Annotated in this window: 18 protein-coding genes; 13 read left to right on the top strand and 5 right to left on the bottom strand. The window is 67.7% G+C overall.

Annotated elements, in window-relative coordinates:
* Positions 1-80 precede the first annotated feature (80 nt).
* Positions 81-3,716: a bifunctional proline dehydrogenase/L-glutamate gamma-semialdehyde dehydrogenase PutA gene (gene putA, locus HN018_RS12860; protein WP_456307027.1), complete on the top strand. Its 3,636-nt coding sequence runs from the start codon at positions 81-83 to the stop codon at positions 3,714-3,716.
* A 214-nt stretch (positions 3,717-3,930) separates the two neighbouring features.
* Here the strand turns inward: putA and HN018_RS12865 are convergent, their stop codons facing one another.
* Both HN018_RS12865 and HN018_RS12870 read right to left on the bottom strand, forming a co-directional pair.
* The gene (locus HN018_RS12865; protein ID WP_171836305.1) at positions 3,931-4,140 is read right to left on the bottom strand and encodes a hypothetical protein; all 210 of its coding nucleotides are present in this window, start codon (positions 4,138-4,140) and stop codon (positions 3,931-3,933) included.
* Between the two features lie 68 nt (positions 4,141-4,208).
* The gene (locus HN018_RS12870; RefSeq protein WP_171836304.1) at positions 4,209-6,116 is read right to left on the bottom strand and encodes a S53 family peptidase; all 1,908 of its coding nucleotides are present in this window, start codon (positions 6,114-6,116) and stop codon (positions 4,209-4,211) included.
* Between the two features lie 128 nt (positions 6,117-6,244).
* On the opposite strand from HN018_RS12870, the gene HN018_RS29115 reads away from it, so the two are divergent.
* From HN018_RS29115 to gltA, 8 genes are all read left to right on the top strand, one after another.
* Complete coding sequence (locus HN018_RS29115; protein ID WP_275434012.1) at positions 6,245-6,370, top strand: hypothetical protein; 126 nt, start codon at positions 6,245-6,247, stop codon at positions 6,368-6,370.
* Positions 6,371-6,539: 169 nt separating this feature from the next.
* Positions 6,540-9,200 carry a ligase-associated DNA damage response DEXH box helicase gene (locus HN018_RS12875; protein WP_338033968.1) on the top strand — a complete coding sequence of 887 codons (2,661 nt, stop codon included), beginning with the start codon at positions 6,540-6,542 and terminating at the stop codon, positions 9,198-9,200.
* Positions 9,197-9,904 carry a ligase-associated DNA damage response endonuclease PdeM gene (gene pdeM, locus HN018_RS12880; RefSeq protein ID WP_171836303.1) on the top strand — a complete coding sequence of 236 codons (708 nt, stop codon included), beginning with the start codon at positions 9,197-9,199 and terminating at the stop codon, positions 9,902-9,904. Before HN018_RS12875 ends, pdeM begins: the two co-directional genes overlap by 4 nt.
* 64 nt (positions 9,905-9,968) lie before the next feature.
* On the top strand, positions 9,969-11,516 hold the full coding sequence (locus HN018_RS12885) for a cryptochrome/photolyase family protein (RefSeq protein WP_338033969.1): 1,548 nt from the start codon (positions 9,969-9,971) through the stop codon (positions 11,514-11,516).
* Complete coding sequence (locus HN018_RS12890; protein WP_171836302.1) at positions 11,513-12,262, top strand: metallophosphoesterase; 750 nt, start codon at positions 11,513-11,515, stop codon at positions 12,260-12,262. Before HN018_RS12885 ends, HN018_RS12890 begins: the two co-directional genes overlap by 4 nt.
* Positions 12,263-12,387: 125 nt before the next feature.
* Positions 12,388-12,669 carry a chorismate mutase gene (locus tag HN018_RS12895; RefSeq protein ID WP_171836390.1) on the top strand — a complete coding sequence of 94 codons (282 nt, stop codon included), beginning with the start codon at positions 12,388-12,390 and terminating at the stop codon, positions 12,667-12,669.
* The gene (locus tag HN018_RS12900; RefSeq protein ID WP_171836301.1) at positions 12,666-13,172 is read left to right on the top strand and encodes a SixA phosphatase family protein; all 507 of its coding nucleotides are present in this window, start codon (positions 12,666-12,668) and stop codon (positions 13,170-13,172) included. The genes HN018_RS12895 and HN018_RS12900 overlap by 4 nt, the downstream gene beginning before the upstream one ends.
* A 149-nt stretch (positions 13,173-13,321) precedes the next feature.
* The gene (gene gltA / locus HN018_RS12905; protein WP_171836300.1) at positions 13,322-14,623 is read left to right on the top strand and encodes a citrate synthase; all 1,302 of its coding nucleotides are present in this window, start codon (positions 13,322-13,324) and stop codon (positions 14,621-14,623) included.
* Between the two features lie 50 nt (positions 14,624-14,673).
* Here the strand turns inward: gltA and HN018_RS12910 are convergent, their stop codons facing one another.
* Positions 14,674-14,970: a hypothetical protein gene (locus tag HN018_RS12910; protein ID WP_239478643.1), complete on the bottom strand. Its 297-nt coding sequence runs from the start codon at positions 14,968-14,970 to the stop codon at positions 14,674-14,676.
* Between the two features lie 95 nt (positions 14,971-15,065).
* Entirely contained in the window at positions 15,066-16,028 is a 963-nt protein-coding gene (locus tag HN018_RS12915; protein ID WP_171836298.1) for an ELM1/GtrOC1 family putative glycosyltransferase, read from the bottom strand.
* A 184-nt stretch (positions 16,029-16,212) separates the two neighbouring features.
* Between HN018_RS12915 and HN018_RS12920 the strand changes: the two genes are divergently transcribed.
* Positions 16,213-16,932 (top strand): orotate phosphoribosyltransferase, encoded by a 720-nt coding sequence (locus tag HN018_RS12920; protein ID WP_171836389.1) that lies wholly within the window; start codon positions 16,213-16,215, stop codon positions 16,930-16,932.
* Positions 16,933-16,942: 10 nt separating this feature from the next.
* A complete protein-coding gene (gene murI / locus HN018_RS12925; protein WP_171836297.1) occupies positions 16,943-17,809 on the top strand; it encodes a glutamate racemase in 867 nt (288 codons plus the stop codon).
* Here the strand turns inward: murI and HN018_RS12930 are convergent.
* Positions 17,739-18,572 carry a sterol desaturase family protein gene (locus HN018_RS12930; protein ID WP_171836296.1) on the bottom strand — a complete coding sequence of 278 codons (834 nt, stop codon included), beginning with the start codon at positions 18,570-18,572 and terminating at the stop codon, positions 17,739-17,741. The two genes, murI and HN018_RS12930, sit on opposite strands and share 71 nt — an antisense overlap.
* 51 nt (positions 18,573-18,623) lie before the next feature.
* On the opposite strand from HN018_RS12930, the gene HN018_RS12935 reads away from it, so the two are divergent.
* Together HN018_RS12935 and HN018_RS12940 are read left to right on the top strand one after the other, a co-directional pair.
* A complete protein-coding gene (locus HN018_RS12935) occupies positions 18,624-19,214 on the top strand; it encodes a TIGR04282 family arsenosugar biosynthesis glycosyltransferase (protein WP_171836295.1) in 591 nt (196 codons plus the stop codon).
* Entirely contained in the window at positions 19,211-19,939 is a 729-nt protein-coding gene (locus tag HN018_RS12940) for a glycosyltransferase (RefSeq protein WP_171836294.1), read from the top strand. The genes HN018_RS12935 and HN018_RS12940 overlap by 4 nt, the downstream gene beginning before the upstream one ends.
* Positions 19,940-19,942: the final 3 nt, after the last annotated feature.

The raw sequence follows: 19,942 nt of genomic DNA on the forward strand, positions 1-19,942 counted from the left end.
ATGGGCGGCCGCGACCTCGGGATCAACTCGCGAGGCCAGCGGCTCAGCGCGGCGTTGGACGACAAGGTGGCAACATGGACATGACTCACGACGGGATCACCTCCCCCAGCCACTTCGCGCCGGCCTGGCGCCTGCCGACCGAGGCACGTCGACGCATCACCCTGGCGACGCGCCGCCCGGAGCCGGAATGCGTCGCCGAGCTGTTGCGCACCGCGCCAGTAACGCCGGACTCGGCTACGGCGATCGCGGTCAGGCTGGTCGAGGCGCTGCGGGCGCGTGGACGTCCCGGACCGGTCGAGGGCCTGATGCGCGAATACGCGCTGTCGAGCCAGGAAGGCATCGCGCTGATGTGCCTGGCCGAGGCGCTGTTGCGCATTCCGGACAGCGCCACCCGCGACCGGCTGATCCGCGACAAGATCGCTGGCGGTGACTGGCGCGCGCATGTCGGACGCAGCCCGTCGATGTTCGTCAATGCGGCAACCTGGGGCCTGCTGATCACCGGCCGGCTGCAGGATGGGCAAGGTTCCGCGCCAAAGACCGCCGGGTTGCAGGCGGCACTGCTGCGCGTGCTCGGCCGTGGCGGCGAGCCGCTGATCCGGGCGGCGATGGACCGGGCGATGCGTATCCTGGGCGAGCAGTTCGTAGTCGGCGAGACCATCGAAGCGGCGCTGAGTGCGGCACGCAAACGCGAGGCGGCCGGGTTCCGCTACTCGTTCGACATGCTCGGCGAAGCGGCGATGACCGATGCGGACGCGCGCCGCTATCTGCAGGATTACGAGCACGCGATCCGGGCGATCGGCGCGCACAACAACAAGCGCGGCCTGTTCGACGGGGCCGGCATCTCGATCAAGCTGTCGGCGCTGCATCCGCGCTACAGCCGGACGCAACAGCCGCGGGTCCGGGACGAGCTGTTGCCACGTGTTGCCGGACTGGCGAGCCTGGCCCGGCAGCACAATGTCGGGCTCAACATCGATGCAGAGGAAGCCGACCGGCTCGAAGTCTCGCTCGACCTGCTGGAAAGCCTGTGCGAGCAGGCGGATCTTTCGGGATGGGACGGGATCGGCTTCGTCATCCAGGCCTATGGACGGCGCACGCCGCTGGTCATCGAGCACCTGATCGAACTCGGCCGCCGGACCGGCCACCGGCTGATGGTCCGGCTGGTGAAAGGCGCCTACTGGGACAGCGAGATCAAGAAGGCGCAGGAAGCCGGCCTGCCGGACTATCCGGTGTTCACCCGCAAGCTGCACACCGATGTTTCCTACCTCGAGTGCGCACGCCGGTTGCTCGCCGCGCCGGACGCGGTCTTCCCGCAATTCGCCACGCATAATGCGCAGACGGTGGCGGCCGTGATGGCGATCGCCGGACCGGAGTTCGCTGTCGGGCGCTACGAGTTCCAGTGCCTGCACGGCATGGGCGAGAGCCTGTACGAGCAGGTGGTCGGCGCGGACCGGCTCGATCGGCCGTGCCGGATCTATGCCCCGGTCGGGACGCACGAGACCCTGCTCGCCTACCTGGTGCGACGGTTGCTGGAGAACGGCGCCAACAGTTCGTTTGTCAACCGGATTGCCGACCCGGCGGTGCAGGTGGCGGAGCTCGTATCCGATCCGGTGCTGCAGGCGGCAGCGTCGAACCCGATCGGTGCGCCGCACGCGACCATTCCGCTGCCGCCTGACCTGTTCGGTCCGGAACGCCGGAACTCGTCCGGGCTCGACTTGGCCTCGGAGGATGTACTGGATGAGCTTTCGCGGCAGATCGCCCGGTCCGGCGTGACCATTCCCTCGGCCGCGCCGCTGCTCGCGTTCCATGGACCGGCCCATGCCGGACGGGACTGTTTCGACCCGTCCGATCGTCGCCGGCTGATCGGGCACTGCCAGGATACCGATGCATCCGATGTGGGGCGTGCGGTCGGGGCCGCGGTCTCCGGCGGCGCGTTCTGGGCGACGACGCCGGCAGGCAAGCGTGCGGACTGCCTGGATCGAGCAGCGGAGCGGCTGGATAGTCTGCTGCCCGAACTGCTCGGACCGATCATGCGGGAAGCGGGAAAATCGGCGGCGAACGCGGTCGGCGAAGTGCGCGAGGCAGTCGATTTCCTGCGTTATTACGCGAGCCGGATCCGCGCGACACCCGGCATGGCGGGCGATGCGCTGGGCGCGGTCGTCTGCATCAGCCCGTGGAACTTCCCCCTGTCGATCTTCATCGGCCAGATCGCGGCATCGCTCGCCGCCGGAAACGCGGTGCTGGCGAAACCCGCCGAGGAAACTCCGCTGATCGCCGCGGTGGCCGTGCGCATCCTGCACGAGGCGGGCATCCCACGTAGCGCGCTGCAATTCCTGCCCGGCGACGGCAGCATCGGCGCGGCGCTGGTGTCGGACCCGCGGATCGGCGGCGTGCTGTTCACCGGCTCGACCGATGTGGCGCGCTCGATCGCGCGCGCTCTGGCGCCGCATGCGGATGGCGTGCGCGGGGCGATCCCGCTGATTGCCGAGACCGGCGGGCAGAATGCGCTGCTGGTCGATAGCGCGGCGTTGCCGGAACAGGTGGTGACCGATGCAATCGCGTCGGCATTTGATTCCGCGGGACAGCGCTGTTCGGCGCTGCGGGTTCTGTGCGTGCAGGAGGAGGCCGCGCTGCCGATCCTGGCGATGCTGAAGGGCGCGATGGCCGAGCTGGTCGTCGGCGATCCGCTGGTGCTGTCGACCGATGTCGGGCCGGTCATCAGCGAGGCCGCCCGGGAGCGGCTCGAGGCGCATGTCTCGCGGATGCAGGGCCTCGGCTGCCGGGTGACGCGGGCAACCCTGTCCGACGATTGCGCGAACGGTACGTTCGTGGCCCCGGCGCTGATCGAGATCGACGCGCTCGATCAGATCGGCGGCGAGGTGTTCGGGCCGGTGCTGCACGTGCTGCGCTTCGGCGAGGACCGGCAGGATGCGATGGTCGACGCGATCAATGCGACCGGCTTCGGTCTGACCTTCGGCGTGCACACCCGGATCGACGAGACCATGTCGCGGCTTACCGCGCGCAGCACCGCCGGCAACATCTACGTCAACCGCAACATGATCGGCGCGGTGGTGGGTAGCCAGCCGTTCGGCGGCACCGGCCTTTCGGGCACCGGGCCGAAGGCGGGTGGTCCGCTGATGCTGCATCGGTTGCGCCGTGCCTGGCATGCGGAGCCGCTGCTGCCGGGGCACGCCCCGCCGCCGGCCTTGCGGTTGCTCGAGTGTCTCGATGGGCATCCGGTTGCGGCGGCCTGCGCGGCGCTGGTGCAGCGAAGCCCAGCCGGGTTCAGCCGAGTGCTGCCTGGTCCGGTCGGCGAGCGCAACGTCTATAGTCTCGGTGCCCGCGGGGCGATCCTGTGCGTAGCCGACGACGAGGCGAGCCTGTTGCTGCAGATCACCGCTTCCCTGGCGAGCGGCAACCAGGCCGTCGTGCGCATGCCCGAGGCGGCCATGCCGACGCTGGACCGGGTGATGTCGGTATTGCCGCAGCATGTTTTGGACGAAACCGAGCGTTCGATCGTTTCGGCAGCACTCGCGACCGCATCGCGTCTGCCAGCACTCGTAGTCGACCTTGGCCGGTTGGAGGGCGCGATCGTTCCGGCGCACCGGCTCGACGAGCAGGAGACCGGGATGGCGCTGGAATGGCTGATGCACGAGCGCAGCCTGAGCATCAACACCACGGCGGCGGGTGGAAATGCCAGCCTGATGGCGATCAGCTAGGCGTCGGCTTGGTGCGCCGTCTGCCTCGCTGTAATGATCGGATCGCTATGAAACGGGACCGCACAGAATGAAGCCTTGGATGAACGTCGTTCTGCTGATCGGCGGGTTGTTGATCTTTCTCTACCTGATGAGCCTGGTCGGCGACCGGATCCCGACCTGAAAAACCGCCGGAGAAAGCCACCAGGTCGATGAGCCGACGCTGCGCTCCGAGCGGTCAATGGTCCGGATCGTCGGGGCGCCTGCCCACATCGGTCTCGAACTCGGTTTCGGAATCGGCGATCACCGTTCCACCCGTCTCGCGCTCCCGGCGACGACGCAGGATATCGCCGCCAGTCGATACGATCCCGAACGCGACAATCACGCCGAGTATCAGGACCAAGCCGATGATCAGGATGTAGTATCGCACTTGCTGGACACCAATCATCGTTGAAACAGGCGTGCCCCCCGCAGAAAAGCGGAGGGCTGCTGCTGTAGTAGTAACGAGAACGGATGTTACGGGTTGCTGGCGGTCTGCGGGAGGCCCGCCGGGGTGGCGAACGGAGCCGCCACATAGCGATAGACGATCGGGGTGCCGTTCCCGGTCGTGAAGTTATAGTTCCGAATTTGCGCGTGGTTTGTAACAACGCCGTTATAGCCGGGGATACGGCGATGGAAGGCAGTGGTCGGCAGGCTCGAGTTGTTGCCGAGCACGTTCTGCAAGGCGCCAAGCCCGTATATGTAGTAATTCAGGTTGCCCATGCGCCCGTACTGCTCGATCAGCATGGCGGTCGCGCCGGCCAGTTCGGGCGAGGCAACGCTGGTGCCGATCAGGCCATAGAACGCACCCTGGATCGCCACCATCACATATGATCGGTCGGTATTGCCGCTGCCGTTGAGCGGATTGTCGCCGCCGTTGCAGGGAAGCACGGCGATGCCGCCGGGGCAGCCACCGACCTGCATGCCGATATCAGGCAGCGTCCGGGCGGTGCTCGATCCGGTGTTGGTCAAAAACTGGTAGAGCGGCTTCTTGAACACGGTGCTGACGCCGCCGCCTGGTCCCCATGCGCCGCCGGACACGTTCGAGCCTTCGCCATAGATATCATACGCGATCTCGGGATCGCTGAAGGCATTCTCGCCGACATAGGTGGAATCCAGCGAGCCGGGCGTGTGTTTCGTGACGACGTTGGTGCCGCCCACGGCCGTGACGTTCGGATCGGAGGCCGGTGACGACACGCTCGGCACGAACACGCCGGCGGTGCCGCTGTCGACGTAGTTCTCGCTTGGGCATTCGAGGCCGGCTTCGTCGCCCGAGGAGGCCAGGAACGAGATGCCCTGTGCGTTACCCTGAACATACAGCTCGTGTTCGTAGCGCAGGATCTGGGCGCTCTCGGCGTAGGGCAGTTCACACCCGCCGAACGACGACGAGACGATATCGCTCTCGTTGTCGTCGATGATCCTGGTGTAGCCGTCGATGATGCTCTGATCCGACAGGTCGGGGATGTCGTAGAGAATGACGTGCGAACCCGGTGCGCCGGTCAGCGCCTCCTGCGTGTCGAGCTCGACCTCGTCGAGCGCGTTGCTGTCGGTCGTGGCACCGCCATCGACATACACGCGCTTGAACAGCTTCGGGTTGGAGGCCTGGCCCGAGTTGGCCTTGAAATGCTCGTGGTTGAACATCGCATCGATATCGCTGTCGAACACGTCGCTCGACATGAGGATCCCGATTGTGGTCCCGGTGCCGTCGAGCCGCTGCGTCTTGCCGTTCTTGCTGATGAACGTTTGGTAGGACGGATACTGGTAGGCCTGCTTGAGGTCGCCATACCAGTAGCCGCCGGTCGTCGATGTCCGATTCGAGGGCGCACTGAACGGGATCGGCGCCATGTTGGCACGACGCGACTGCGGATGCATCAGGTTCACCGACGAGGCAAAATCGACCACGAACGCACCGGCCTGCTTTGCCTCGGCGGGCATCGACAATGCGCTGGTCGCGACCAGATGCTGATGGCCATTGGGAAGCGCGCCGATGGCGAGCGAGGTATGCAAGGCGCTGCCAACGCCGGCGGCGGTGCCGCTGACATGAAGCGAGCGCGTGCCGGCCACGACGGTAAGCCCGCGTGCCTGGAAGCTTTTGGTCACGCTCGCGACCGTCGCGGCGTCCGGACCGAAGCGTTCGGAGAACTGCTGCGGCGTCAGCCATTGGTGGAACATCGGCGACGTGTTGTCGTGCATCTGCCGGATGAGCGTGTTGAGTTCGGCCTTGTTGCGCAACGGCAGCACGACGTTGAATTCGACGGGGCGGCTCGCGGCCGCTTGGCCGACCAGGGACAGGGTGGCGGCACTCGCCGTCGCGAGGCTGGCCAGCCCCGTGGCAAGTGCCGCGCCGAGGGAAATGGAGAAGGTGACGGAACCGGATTGTCTCATAAGGCAGCCCCTCTGTTACAACATATTGCAACGACCCTGACAGCCGAAACCGGGGTGTGCAAGCACGATAAGGCGCGCGTCCAGCTGCGAGTCTTGACGACGTGCCGGCAACACGCCAGGTGAATCGTATGAAGCGCATGATCCTGTTCTGGCTGTGCCTTGCTTGCACGAGTACCGCGCTCATCGGCTGCGCGGCGACTCCGCAGCAGCGCGGGCCTTTTCATGAATATCTTCACGATCACGCGCTCGAATAAGTGGCAGTCACCTTTTGGTTACGCGTTGATGGCATCCTGCTGACAGGTTCACTCTGAAGCTCTCCTGTCGGCGAGTGTGTACGGGATCAATCGACGTGGACGCGCTGAACATGCCCGGCCTGCACCGCCTTTTGGCAGCACGAAGCCGAATACCGTTTCCGGAACGGCGGTGCCGCCCTATCTCCAGCTGATGGCCACCCGGAGACTACGCACCAGCAACCGGACAGAAGTCGCCATCGTTGCAAGCCCGGCCTCGAAGCTGCCGGCCCGGTTCGCCGCTTGGTTCGCCAAACGCGGTTGGGCGGCACGGCCGCATCAGCTTGCGGTGCTGGAAGCCGTCGCGAGCGGAACAGACGTATTGCTGGTGGCACCCACGGGCGGCGGCAAGACGCTGGCGGGCTTCCTGCCGAGCCTGGTCGAGCTCGCGGATACCGGCGAGCGGGATATCCTGCACACCCTCTACATCAGCCCGCTGAAGGCGCTCGCCACCGACATCGCGCGCAACCTGACCGCGCCGGTCGAGGAGATGGGATTGGCGATCCGCATCGAGACGCGTACCGGCGATACCCCCGCCGACCGGCGTGCCAGACAGCGCGAGCATCCGCCGGATATCCTGCTGACCACGCCGGAGAGCCTGGTGCTGCTGCTGTCCCGGCGCGACGCACCCGCGATGTTCGCCGGCCTGCGAACCATCATCATCGACGAGGTGCACGCACTGGCCGGGCTGAAGCGCGGCGACCAGCTGGCGCTGTGCCTGGCGCGGCTGTCGATGCTCGCGCCGGGCGCGCGCCGGATCGGGCTGTCCGCGACGGTGGCGCATCCGGAGGCATTGCGCGCGTATGTCGGCCTGCCCGACCGGCCGGCGCGGCTGATCGAGGCCCCGCCCGGCGCGCCGCCGTCGCTGGCGATCATGCTACCGGACGCACGGGTGCCGTGGTCGGGACGGATGGGCATCGCCGGCGCATCGGTGATCCTGGAACGGATCGCGGCGTCCGGCATGACCATCGTGTTCGTCAACACCCGTGCCCAGGCCGAGCTTCTGTTCGCGGCGATCTGGCGCATCAACGATGACACGCTGCCGATCGCCCTGCATCACGGCAGCCTCGATATCGGCCAGCGCCGCAAGGTCGAAGCCGCCATGGCGCGCGGCCCGGACGCGAAGGACGGGCTGCGCGGCGTGATCGCCACCTCGTCGCTCGATCTCGGGATCGACTGGGGCGGGGTCGACCAGGTGATCCAGGTGGGCGCGCCGAAGGGGGTGTCGCGCCTGCTGCAACGGGTCGGGCGTGCGAACCACCGCATGGACGAGGCCTCGGACGCGATCCTGGTGCCGGCGAACCGGTTCGAGGTGCTGGAGTGCCAGGCAGCGATCCTCGGCGTGCAGGCGATGGAGCTCGATGGGGAGGCGCCACGGCCGGGTGGGCTCGACGTGCTCGCGCAGCACGTGTTGCTGATGGCGGCGAGCGCGCCGTTTACCGAGCAGGCACTCTATGACGAGGTCAGGCGGGCGGCGCCCTATGCCGGGCTGAGCCGGCGCGATTTCGAGGATGTGGTCGGCTTCGTCGAGGATGGCGGCTACGCGCTGGTGGCCTACGAGCGCTACCGCAAGCTGTTCCGGGACTCCGAGGGGCTGATCCAGATCCGCGGCGAGCGGGTGGCGCGCCAGGCAAGGATGAATGCCGGCACCATCGTCGAATCGCCGGTACTGAAGGTCCGGCTCGGCGGCGCACGTGGCTTCAACCTCGGCGAGATCGAGGAGAGCTTCGCCAACATGCTGAGCCCGGGCGACGCCTTCATCTTCGCCGGCCGCACCCTGGCCTTCACGCGGTTGCACGAGGGTGCGGTGGAGGTGACGGAAGGGGCCAGGGGCCAGCCGCTGGTGCCGACCTATGCCGGTAGCAAATATCCGCTGACCAGCGGGCTGGCGGCGCGGGTACGGCAGATGCTGCACGATCCGGCGGCCTGGGCACTCTATCCCGAGCCGGTGCGCGAGTGGCTGCAACTGCAGCAGGAGCGCTCGGTGCTGCCCGGACCGGACGACCTGCTGGTCGAGATATTTCCCCGCCACGGTCGGTTCTTCGTTGTCGCCTACTGCTTCGAGGGCCGCAACGCGCACCAGACGCTCGGCATGCTGCTGACCCGCAGGCTGTCCCGCGAGGGCGCGGCGCCGCTCGGCTTCGTGGCGACCGACTATGCGATCGCCCTCTGGTGCGCCAACCCACCACGCGATATTCCTGCTTTGTTCGCGGCCGACATGCTGGGCGACGACCTGGAGGCGTGGATGGCGGAGAGCTCGATGTTGCGGCGGACCTTCCGCAATGTCGCTGTCATCGCCGGCCTGATCGAGCGCCAGCATCCGGGCCAGACCGGCACCCGCAAGCAGGTCACCGTGAACAGCGACCTCGTCTACGACGTGCTGCGCCGGCACCAGCCGGACCATGTGCTGCTGCGCGCCACGCGGGCGGAAGCGGCTGGCGGCCTGACCGACGTCGACCGTCTCGCCGACATGCTGCTCAGGGTCGAGGGCCACATCAAGGTGGCACGGCTGGAGCGGGTATCGCCGCTGGCGATCCCGGTCATGCTGGATATCGGCCGCGAGTTCGTGCGCTCCTCCGAGGACGAGGACGCTCTGCTGGAGGAGACCGAGACGCTGCTCGCCGAGGCGATGGGCGAGGCGGAGCCTTCGACCGAGGAGCTGGTGCTGGCCCCCGGCCATGCGCAGGAGCTGCGCCGCCTCACCCGCACATCCGGCCAGCGCACCACCCGGCCGGATCGGGCCGCACGTGGGCGCTCGCGGTCGCAGCCACGCACGAAGCCGGTCTCGCCGTGAACCCGGCGCCGTTCCATATCGCCGGCGAGCGGGTGATGCTCGATCCGGCCGGGGTGCTCTATTGGCCGGCGGCCAAGCTGCTCGCGGTCGCGGACCTGCATCTGGAAAAGGGCAGCGCCAGCGCCCGTCGCGGCGCGCTGGTGCCGCCCTGGGACAGCCGCATGACGCTGGACCGGCTGGTCCAGCGGGTCGGGTTCTGGCGGCCGGACATCGTGGTGGCGCTCGGCGACAGCTTCCACGATCGCGACGGCCCTGCACGGCTGCCGACCGCCGAGGCCGACCGGCTGCGGCGCATTGCCGCTGCCGCACGGCTGTTCTGGGTGCTGGGCAATCACGATCCGGTCCCGCCGGCCGGCCTGCCCGGCGAGCACGGCGAGACCTTCCAGCTCGGGCCGCTCGCATTCCGGCACGAATCGCATGGGCGGCGGCCGCTGCCGCGAGACGAGGCCGAGCGGGCGGAAATCTGTGGCCACCATCATCCCAAGGCCAAGATCACCACACGCGGCGGGACCATCTCGCGTCCCTGCTTCGTGGCCGATGCCGGACGCATGATCATGCCGGCGTTCGGCGCCTATACCGGCGGCCTCGACGTGCTGCATCCGGCGATCTCCGGGCTGTTCCCGCGCGGTGGACGCGCCTTCCTGCTCGGGTCCGAACGGCTGTTCAGTTTCGGCCTGGCCGAGATCCGCGCCGCGTCATCATGACGATATCGTATCGCAACCCGACCGTGGGCTGAGCTGTTTCTCTCGAAATGGACGATCAGGGACGATGCAGGCGATGGTGGCCGACAAGGCAGGCGTGAAGACCAAACGACACGGTACGGGCGATCGGCTGGCTCTGCTTTGGCTCCGACAGGATCTGCGGCTGGCCGATAACCAGGCCCTGCATGCCGCGATGGCAGACGCCGACCGGGTGCTGCCGGTGTTCGTCCTCGACCAGGAAGCGGGCGGCCCGTGGGCACCAGGCGGCGCATCGCTCTGGTGGCTGCACCACAGCCTGGCCGCCCTCGGCGAGGCCTATGGCAAGCTCGGCACCCGGCTGATCCTGCGCCGCGGCGATGCAAGCACGATCATCACGGAGCTTGCGCGCGAGACCGGGGCGGACATCGTGCATTGCGGCATGGCGCACGAGCCGTGGCTGCGCCGACTGGACGCGGGTGTGGCTGCGTCGCTGCAGGCCGATGGACGAAAGCTCGCCACGCATCGGGTTGCGACCCTGTTCGACCTGGATGGAATCCGGTCCAAGACCGGCACCCGCTACGGCGTCTACACACCGTTCGCCAACACCTGCCGGGCACTGCCCGATCCGGAACAGCCGCTGCCGGCACCGAAAAAGATAGCCGGGCCGGTGCGGCTGCCGAACAGCGACCGCCTCGAGGATTGGTGCCTGCTGCCGACGGCCCCGGACTGGGCCGGTAGCATGCGCGACACCTGGACACCCGGCGAGGTGGGTGCCTCCAGGCGCTTGCACGATTTCCTGGACAGCCGGCTCGATGGCTATGGCGCCTCACGCGATATCCCCGGCGATCCGAAAGGGACCTCGATGCTGTCGCCGCATCTGCATTGGGGCGAGTTGTCGGCGACCCAGGTCTGGTATGCGGCGCGCGAGGCGGCGGCAAAGCTCAATGGTGTGCGGGCCGGCGGATTCGAGCGGTTCCAGGGCGAGCTGCTCTGGCACGAATTTGCGGCGTACCTGCTACGGCACAATCCGGCGATGCCGGAGGACCCGCTGCGGCCGGCCTTCGCCCGCCTGCCCTGGCGCGACGATGCCAAGGGCCTTCAGGCCTGGCAGCGCGGTCGGACCGGCATTCCGATCGTCGATGCCGGGATGCGGCAGCTCTGGCAGCTCGGCTGGATGCATAACCGGGTGCGGATGATCACTGCCTCCTACCTCGTGAAGCACATGCTGGTCTCGTGGCAGCAGGGCGAGGCCTGGTTCTGGGACGCACTCGTGGATGCCGACCTCGCGACGAACTCGGCAAGCTGGCAGTGGGTGGCCGGGACGGGAACCGACAGCCAGCCGTTCTTCCGGGTGTTCAACCCGGTGACCCAGGGCAGGAAGTTCGATGCCGATGGATTGTACGTGCGCCAATATGTGCCGGAACTGAAGTCGCTCCCGGACCGGTGGCTGCATGAGCCCTGGGCTGCCCCGGATGTCGTGCTGAAGAAAGCCGGGATCGTGCTGGACCACGACTATCCGCGGCCGATCGTCGGACTGGACGAGGGTCGCGATCGCGCCCTGAAGGCCTTCCGGGAGACGGTGCAGCACCGGTCGGACGAGCCCGAAGCCGACGAGGCGCAAGACGCGGCCGAATGAACGGTTCGCCCACCTCGGACCCGGGCTTCGAAGCCGGCGCTCTGGCCAGCCCCGGGATCGCCATCCCGGCCGACAGGCCGCTGCGGATCGTCGGCGACGTGCATGGCGACGCCAACGCGTTTAGCCACGCCGTGGCGACCGACCGGTTCGTGGTCCAGCTCGGCGACCTCGTCGATCACGGGCCGGACAGCGCCCGCGTGCTGCGCACCATGTTCAGCCTGATCGACGAGGGACGCGGGCTGTTCCTGCTCGGCAACCATGACCGCAAGCTCGGTCGTGCACTGGCCGGCCGCAAGATGCGTCCCGACCCGCCGCTCGAAGCCACGCTGGCACAGCTCGACGAACCACTGGCGGCCCGTGCCTACGAGGAGATCGGGCGGGCGCCGGCCTGGCTGACCCGTGGCCACGCGGTGTTCGTGCATGGCGGGTTCCACACCGGGATGCTGCACCAGGATCCGCCGCCCGGGCTCGAGCGGGTCACGCACCTGCTGTCGCGGGCCCTGTTCGGCGAGACCACCGGGCGCATGCAGGAAGACGGATTTCCCGAGCGCCGTTTGAGCTGGATCGACCACATTCCAGATGGCTTCACGGTCTATTGCGGCCATGACCAGCGCAGCACCGATGGACGTCCATGGCGCAAGCTGGGCCGGTCCGGCGGCCTTGCGGTCTTCACCGACACCGGCGCCGGCAAGGGTGGACATCTCGCCTGGATCGACCTGCCGGCGATGAACCCCCGCGGCACTTGATGCCGGGCCTTTAGGCGTGCAGGGATCGCGCCGGGTAGCAGGACAGGAAGATCGGGTTGGATTTGGGGCGGGAAACCATCAGCACGACGCAGCCAGACATCGTCGCCGAGGCCTCGCCCGGCGAGATGCTGACCTCGCTCCGCCGCAGCATCGACAACATCGACGCCGCCCTGGTGCACATGCTGGCCGAGCGCTTCCGGTGCACCCAGACGGTCGGCCGGCTGAAGGCACGCCACGACATGCCTCCCGCCGATCCGGCGCGCGAGGCGCAACAGGTGGCGCGGCTCCGCCGGCTCGCCGACGAGGCTCAGCTCGACCCGGATTTCGCCGAGAAGTTCCTGGCCTTCGTGATCCGCGAGGTGATCCGCCACCATGAGGCGATCGCCCGTTCGACCGGCCCGGCATGACGCGCCGGTTGCTGCTGCTGCGCCATGCGAAAGCAGTGGCCATTGCCGGCCCGGCCGGCGAGGCAGGCGACCATGCCCGCGACCTGTCGGACCGTGGCCGGCAGGATGCCTCGCGCCTGGGCGACGTGCTGCGCAGCCAGGGTCTGCAACCCGACCTCGCGCTGGTCAGCAGTGCCTTACGCACGCGACACACCTGGGATCTGCTGGCACCGTTCGTCGAGCCCGTGCCGACGCTGGTGATCTCGAAACGCATCTACCTTGCGGAAGCCGAGGACCTGTTGTTCCTGCTGCGTGAAACCGCCGAGGAGATCGGGGCGGTCATGCTGGTCGGGCATAATCCGGGGCTGCATGAACTTGCGCTGCATTTCGCCCGGGCCGGCGGCGATACGGTCGGCCTCGACAGCGGGATGCCGACCTGCGCGCTGGCGCAGTTCGACGTGATCGGACGATGGAGCGACCTGAAACCACTGAATACGGAGCGGTTCCAGATGATCCGAAGCTAGAAGCCGGGCCCGGTCCTGGCAGGTCGCTCTACACCTCTTTTCAGGCCCCCGATCCAGTCCCTATTCTGAGACGACATTCGAGCGTAATCGACGTTCGCAGCCGCCATCCTCCAGCGGCTTGCGGGCCTCATTGGCAACAGGAATTTCTCATGAGCGTGACCGCTACGTCCAACGCCACCATCAGCTACGATGGCAAGACCGCGACGCTTCCTGTGCTGACGGGAACGCTCGGGCCGGCCGTCGCCGACATACGCAAGCTGCAGTCCGAGCTCGGCGTCTTCACTTACGATCCGGCCTACGGCACCACCGCTGCCTGCGAGAGCAAGATCACCTTCATCGACGGTGACGAGGGGGTGCTGCTGCATCGCGGCTACCCGATCGACCAGCTGGCCGAACAGGCAAGCTTCCTCGAAGTGGCCTACATGCTGCTGAACGGCGAACTGCCGACCGGTGCGCAGAACGACGCGTTCGTCACCCAGATCAAGCAGCACACCATGCTGCACGAACAGCTCAGGCACTTCTTCAACGGGTATCGCCGCGACGCCCATCCGATGTCGATGCTGTGCGGCACGGTCGGTGCGCTGTCGGCGTTCTATCACGACAGCCTGGACATGCATGATGCGGAGCAGCGCGAGCTCGCTGCGATGCGGCTGATCGCCAAGCTGCCGACCCTGGCCGCCTGGTCATATAAATACACGCAAGGGTTCCCCTTCGTGTATCCGCGCAACGACCTCTCCTACGCCGAGAACTTCCTCTACATGATGTTCGCGATGCCGTCGGAGCCGTATACGGTCAGCCCGGTGCTGTCCCGCGCGATGGACCGCATCCTGATCCTGCATGCCGACCACGAGCAGAACGCTTCGACCTCGACGGTGCGCCTGGCCGGCTCGACCGGCGCCAATCCATTCGCCTGCATCGCCGCCGGCATCGCGGCCCTCTGGGGCCCGGCGCATGGCGGCGCCAACGAGGCGGTGCTGAAGATGCTCGCCGAGATCGGCACCAAGGAGAACATCCCCGACTTCGTGGCCAAGGTGAAGGACAAGAACAGCGGCGTGAAGCTGATGGGCTTCGGTCACCGAGTCTACAAGAACTTCGATCCGCGCGCGAAGATCATGCAGCAGACCTGCCACGAGGTGCTGGCCGAACTCGGCATCAAGGACGAGCCGTTACTGGACCTTGCGGTCGAACTGGAGCGGGTGGCGCTCGAGGACCCGTATTTCGTGCAGCGCAAGCTATACCCGAACGTCGATTTCTACTCGGGCATCATCCTGAAGGCGATGGGGATCCCGACCAGCATGTTCACGGTGCTGTTCGCGGTCGCCCGGACAGTCGGCTGGGTGAGCCAGTGGAAGGAAATGATCGAGGAGCCGGGCCAGCGCATCGGCCGCCCTCGCCAGCTCTACACCGGCGCGCCGCGCCGCGACCTGGTGCCGCTCGCCAGCCGCGGCTGATCCTGTAGCCAGGCGCCGGACATGTCCGGCGCCGCCTCAGACCGGATGCGTCAGTCGCAGTCGCAGCCCGGCGTCTGGCCTTCGGCTTGGCGGACCACGTGATGGTCGATCCACTCGGCCACCAGACGGCGGGCTTCGTTGATCGAGGCTTCCGGATGGTGGATGCGGTACAACGTCGTGCAGGCATGGAATGCCTGCATGTCGACCGTCCCGCAGTCCCGCAACTCACGATACGCGGTGACCACTGCGCGCTCGCAGCTTCGCGTGATGATGGGTGGCTGACCGTTCAATGCCCGGTCCTCGTCTCGAGAAGCATGTTGCAAACCGTTCTCAATTGCTGCCGACATGTTATGCACAGGCTCGACCGGCTAATTCAAGCACTCCGCTGCTCCAAAGAGTTGTCTGGATGCGATTGGAGGGCGGGTCGCCATCGTTGTAGAGATCAGATCATGAAGCGTCGGCGGATGGCCCGGGCGATCCGGCCTGCCTCATCCAACGGCGTGCGCGGCCACGGTTGCAGGCTGGACTGGAACAATCTTGCCTGGTCGAGGGCGATGAGCCGTTCCATCAGCCGTCGGCGCCGGCCGCGCGGTGCCGGCAATACGAACACCGGCGCGGTGCCGGCACAAGCCTCGCTGAGCGATTGCGCGCTGCTCCAGGCCGCCACCACCGCGTCCGCGCCGCCGAGGAAGCCGAGGGTCGGGTTTTCCCCGGGCTCGCCCTCGCGATAGATCAGGTGGATGCAGCCGGACAGCCCTGCACTGAATGTATCGGCGATCTCCGGCCGGCATTCCGACGAGGCCGATAGCAGGATGCAGCCGCCCTGCTCGCGGGCCATCCGCTGCAACTGGACGGCTGCGGTGTATGCCTCGGCCGGATCGGATACGCACCCTCCCAGCAATACCGCGATCCGCGGAGTCGGCAGGTGCGACAGCCGCTCCTCCCAGAGCTGGCGGGCCCGTGCCAGCAGTGCCGGCGATACCACGTGCGGCGGTCCCAGCGCCGGCATCAAACGTCCCGGACGGTTCAACGGCGCAGCCTGCGGCCCCGGTGGCTCGAGGCCGGCCAGCACCATCAGATCGAACGGGTAGCCGGCCAGCCGGTCCGGCACGGGCGGACGCGTGCTCGCACAATGCACGACGCGACAGCCATGCCTCGCCCGCAGCAGCAGCGCCCGTGCGCCCGACCGTGTGCCGGCGGTCAGCACAAGGTCCGGCAGGCTGCCCGGCCTGACCCTGTCGTCGGTTGCGCCGAAGCCGATCCGGCGGAACGGCAGGCCGAGCCGGCCAGCGATCGCGGAGGCCTGGCCTGCTGCCAGGGCGCCCTTGTCCTCGATGACCCAGACCGGGGCGTCCGGCAGCATCAACAGCCTGGCAATCCCCATCGACGCTTCTCTCCGACTCATGCCGAATTCAGCTCCCGTGTTGCGGCGTCCGCCAGCTTCTGGCGAATGGCGACCCTGGAGTTCTTTCGTCATGCTGGATAGTGGAGACTGCGCAGGCAGGAATGAAGGGATTATGATGATGAGCGCGAGCGATGGGCGCCAGGGGGCCGACCAGCCCGGCTATGCGACACCGGTGCGGACGGCCATGACCGACTGGGACCGCGATGCCGCGCTGACCACGGCAAGGCTGCTGCTGGAGATCAAGGCGGTCAACTTCCGCCCCGAGGAACCCTACACCCTCACCTCGGGCTGGAAGTCGCCGGTCTATATCGATTGCCGGCGGATTATTTTCTTTCCCCGCGCCCGGGCCAAGATCGTCGAGCTCGGCGTGGAAAAGATCGGCCGCCATGTCGGCTACGAGAGCATCGACGTGGTCGCCGGCGGCGAGACCGCCGGCATCCCGTTCGCGGCCTGGATTGCCGACCGGATGCTGGCGCCGATGGCCTATGTGCGGAAGAAGCCGAAGGGGTTTGGCCGGAACGCGCTGATCGAGGGCGACGTGCCGGAAGGCAAGCGCACCCTGCTGGTCGAGGACCTGACCACCGATGGCGCCTCGAAGATCATCTTCGCGAAGTCGTTGCGCGATGCCGGGGCGATCGTCGAGCACACGTTCGTGGTGTTCTTCTACGGGGTGTTTCCCGGCGCGCATCGCACGCTGAGCGACATGGGCATCACGCTGCACTCGCTCTGCACCTGGTGGGACGTGCTCGAGGCCTGCGCCGAGCGGCCGTATTTCTCGGAAGCCGCGGCGGCCGAGGTGAGGCGCTTCCTGGAGGACCCCTGCGCATGGTCCGCCAAGCATGGCGGCGTCGCCAGCGTCGAGGAGGCGATGGCGCTGAAGCAGCGCAAGCTCGCCGAGGGCTGACGCGCCGGCGATGACGCACCATCGGCTGCTGGCATTCGACTCCGGGATCGGCGGGCTTTCGGTGGTGCGCGAGTTGCGCGCGCTGCTGCCTGGGATCCCGATCGACTACCTCGCCGACAATGCGGTGTTCCCGTACGGCGAGCTGCCGGACGCGGTGCTGATCGAGCGGGTCTGCATGCTGGTCGGCGCGGCGCTGGTGCGCTTCCGGCCGGATGCGGTGGTGGTTGCCTGCAATACCGCCAGCACCGTGGCGCTGTCGGGCCTGCGCGCACGGTTCGACGTGCCGTTCATCGGCTGCGTGCCGCCGATCAAGTGGGCGGCCGAGGTCAGCCGGACCCGGACGATCGGGCTGCTCGCCACCTCGGCGACGGTGCGGCGGCCCTACCTGCGCGACCTGCAGAGCCGGTTCGCGCCGGACTGCACACTTCTCGCCCATGGGGCCCGGGGTCTTGCCGATATTGCGGAGGCGGCGTTCCGGCATCGCGCTGTCGATCAGGCGGCGATCGCGCACGAACTCGACCAGTTGTTCGGGCAGGATGGTGGTGACCGCATCGACGTCGTCGGGATCGGCTGCACGCATTACAGCTTCCTGCTGGATACGCTGCGGGAGCTGTCTCCGGCCGGCATCACCTGGCTCGATCCGGCAGCCGCGGTGGCGCGACGGGCGCAGTTCGTCTTGTCCACGCTCGCCCTGGGACTGTGCATGGCTGCAGGTCCGATTGATAGGGGGCGGGCCTGGTTCACCGGACCGGCCAAGGATGCCGAGCGCCTGCTGGAGGGTCTCGCCGGGTTCGGCTACGCGGAGATCATGCCGTTCGACGTGGATGCCGCACTGCCGGCTGCCACGCATCACGCTGCGGCCCCGCCGGCATCCTGAGCGACGGGACGATCTTCGTCTCCGCGGCGTCGCGGTAGGCGGGCACTCCGATCTCGGCGGCATCCCGATCGGGATCGCGGCGAAACGTCCCGTGCAGGTGGTCCCACAGGCTGAAGCCGCTCGACCAGTTGCTGTCGGTCTGCGAGTGGGTCGCCGTGTGGTGGGTCCCGTGCATGCGCGGCGTGGTCAGGAACCGTGACAGCAGAGCCTCAATCCCGACCGGCAGGCGCAGGTTGGAGTGGTGGAACAGCACCGACAGGAAAAAGAATGTCTGCCACCAGCCGAGTGCGCGCTCGGATACCCCCAGCAGCACGACCTGGCCGGCGCGCCACGGAACCGAGACCAGCATGTCGACGGCGTGGAAGCGCAGCGCGGTGCTCGAATCCAGGTCCAGGTCGATGTGGTGCACCAGATGCAGGCGCCACAGCAGCGGCACCTTGTGGGTCAGCACGTGCCAGACATAGATCGTGTAATCCATCGCCAGGACGGCGATCAGGTCGCGTGCCAGCTTCGGCAGCCTCAGGCTCTGCACCAGGCCCGACCGGTTCCGCTCCGCACGCCGCGCCAGCCGGCTCACCACCGGGCCCTCCACCGCAGCGACCACGATCATGCTGGCAGCACCGAGCACGAGATTGCCCAAGAGACGGTCGGGCTCCTGCTGCGTTTGCCGACGCAGCGGCAATCGCCGTTCGCCGGCGACGATCGTGACGACCGAAGCAAGCAGAAGCAGCGGCCTGATCGCCCTGGAGGGAAAAGACGCCATGCCCGCAAAAGTGCTTGCGGTCGCCGGCCGGCACAAGTCCGGTCCATCGCGATGGTGACCGCCCTGCCCCGGCTCGTGCTGTTCACCCGCTATCCCGACCCGGGCCGCGCCAAGACGCGGCTGATCCCGGCGATCGGCGCGGCGGCCGCAGCCTCGCTGCACCGGCGCCTGACCGAGCGCGCCGTCGCCACGCTGCGTGCCGCTGGCCGCAGCATCGAGTTGCGCACCACTGGCGCCGATCCTTGCCGGTTCTCGGCCTGGCTCGGTGACGGGCTGGCGCCGACCGATCAGGGAGAAGGCGACCTCGGGCAGCGGCTCGATCGCGCAGCCGCGCTACCGCCGGTCATCCTGCTGGGGGCCGACGTGCCCGACCTGCAGGTGCGGCATCTGGAGGCCGCGGCCTCGGCGCTGGAAACGTACCCGGCGGTGATCGGCCCGGCCGAGGATGGCGGCTACTACCTGCTGGGTCTCGCCCGGCCGATGCCGTTCCTGTTCGACGCCATGCCGTGGGGAACCGAGCGGGTGCTGGCGGAAACGATGGCGCGGCTCGACCGGCATGGGGCCTCGTATGCTACTCTGGAGACGCTGGCGGATCTCGATCGGCCGGAGGATCTGGCACGCTGGCCCGATCTCGCTGAATGACCGGCGTGGCGATCGTCATCCCGATGCTGAACGAGGCGGCGGCTCTTCCCCGGCTGTTGCGGTCACTGGCCGCCCTTCACCCTGCGCCGGACGAACTGATCGCGGTCGATGGCGGCAGCGGCGATGGCTCGGTGGCCTTGGCGCTGGACGGCGGCCTGACGGTGATCGAGCATCCTGTCCTGGGCCGGGCGACGCAGATCAACCGCGGCGTCGATGCCTGCCGGTCGCCGATCGTGTGTGTCCTGCACGCGGACACGCTGCTGCCGGATGATGCCATCGCGGTGATCCGGCGGACCCTGTCCGACCGGCGAACCGTGCTTGCCGGCTTCACGCCGCTGCTGTGCGGATCGGACACCATCCGGTGGGGCACCAGCGCACATAATTGGATCAAGACCTGGTACGCGCCGCTGCTGTTCCGGCCGCGCCTGTTCCTGCGCGGCTGCCGGTTGCTGTTCGGCGACCACGCGATGTTCTTCAGGCGCGAGCAGTTCCTCGAGATCGGCGGCTGCGACGAGCGCCTGCGGATCATGGAAGATGCCGCGTTGTGCATTGCGTTCACCAGGCTCGGACGCACCCGCCTGGTCGATCGCGTTGTGATGACGTCGGACCGGCGGGTCGCGGCCTGGGGCGGCCTGCGCGCCAACTGGATCTATCTGAAGGTCGGGGTCCAGTGGGGACTGGGTCGCAGGCAGGGTCTCGAGCGGCATTACCCCGATGTCCGGTGAATC

The organism is Lichenicola cladoniae, assembly GCF_013201075.1.
GTDB lineage: Bacteria > Pseudomonadota > Alphaproteobacteria > Acetobacterales > Acetobacteraceae > Lichenicola > Lichenicola cladoniae.

What these genes read in the sequence shown, in the direction of transcription:
- putA (WP_456307027.1), top strand. Translation starts at nt 81, where the DNA reads ATGACTCACGACGGGATCACCTCCCCCAGCCACTTCGCGCCGGCCTGG.
- HN018_RS12865 (WP_171836305.1), bottom strand. Translation starts at nt 4,140, where the DNA reads ATGATTGGTGTCCAGCAAGTGCGATACTACATCCTGATCATCGGCTTG.
- HN018_RS12870 (WP_171836304.1), bottom strand. Translation starts at nt 6,116, where the DNA reads ATGAGACAATCCGGTTCCGTCACCTTCTCCATTTCCCTCGGCGCGGCA.
- HN018_RS29115 (WP_275434012.1), top strand. Translation starts at nt 6,245, where the DNA reads ATGAAGCGCATGATCCTGTTCTGGCTGTGCCTTGCTTGCACGAGTACC.
- HN018_RS12885 (WP_338033969.1), top strand. Translation starts at nt 9,969, where the DNA reads ATGCAGGCGATGGTGGCCGACAAGGCAGGCGTGAAGACCAAACGACAC.
- HN018_RS12890 (WP_171836302.1), top strand. Translation starts at nt 11,513, where the DNA reads ATGAACGGTTCGCCCACCTCGGACCCGGGCTTCGAAGCCGGCGCTCTG.
- HN018_RS12895 (WP_171836390.1), top strand. Translation starts at nt 12,388, where the DNA reads ATGCTGACCTCGCTCCGCCGCAGCATCGACAACATCGACGCCGCCCTG.
- HN018_RS12900 (WP_171836301.1), top strand. Translation starts at nt 12,666, where the DNA reads ATGACGCGCCGGTTGCTGCTGCTGCGCCATGCGAAAGCAGTGGCCATT.
- gltA (WP_171836300.1), top strand. Translation starts at nt 13,322, where the DNA reads ATGAGCGTGACCGCTACGTCCAACGCCACCATCAGCTACGATGGCAAG.
- HN018_RS12910 (WP_239478643.1), bottom strand. Translation starts at nt 14,970, where the DNA reads ATGTCGGCAGCAATTGAGAACGGTTTGCAACATGCTTCTCGAGACGAG.
- HN018_RS12915 (WP_171836298.1), bottom strand. Translation starts at nt 16,028, where the DNA reads ATGAGTCGGAGAGAAGCGTCGATGGGGATTGCCAGGCTGTTGATGCTG.
- HN018_RS12920 (WP_171836389.1), top strand. Translation starts at nt 16,213, where the DNA reads ATGACCGACTGGGACCGCGATGCCGCGCTGACCACGGCAAGGCTGCTG.
- murI (WP_171836297.1), top strand. Translation starts at nt 16,943, where the DNA reads ATGACGCACCATCGGCTGCTGGCATTCGACTCCGGGATCGGCGGGCTT.
- HN018_RS12930 (WP_171836296.1), bottom strand. Translation starts at nt 18,572, where the DNA reads ATGGCGTCTTTTCCCTCCAGGGCGATCAGGCCGCTGCTTCTGCTTGCT.
- HN018_RS12935 (WP_171836295.1), top strand. Translation starts at nt 18,624, where the DNA reads ATGGTGACCGCCCTGCCCCGGCTCGTGCTGTTCACCCGCTATCCCGAC.
- HN018_RS12940 (WP_171836294.1), top strand. Translation starts at nt 19,211, where the DNA reads ATGACCGGCGTGGCGATCGTCATCCCGATGCTGAACGAGGCGGCGGCT.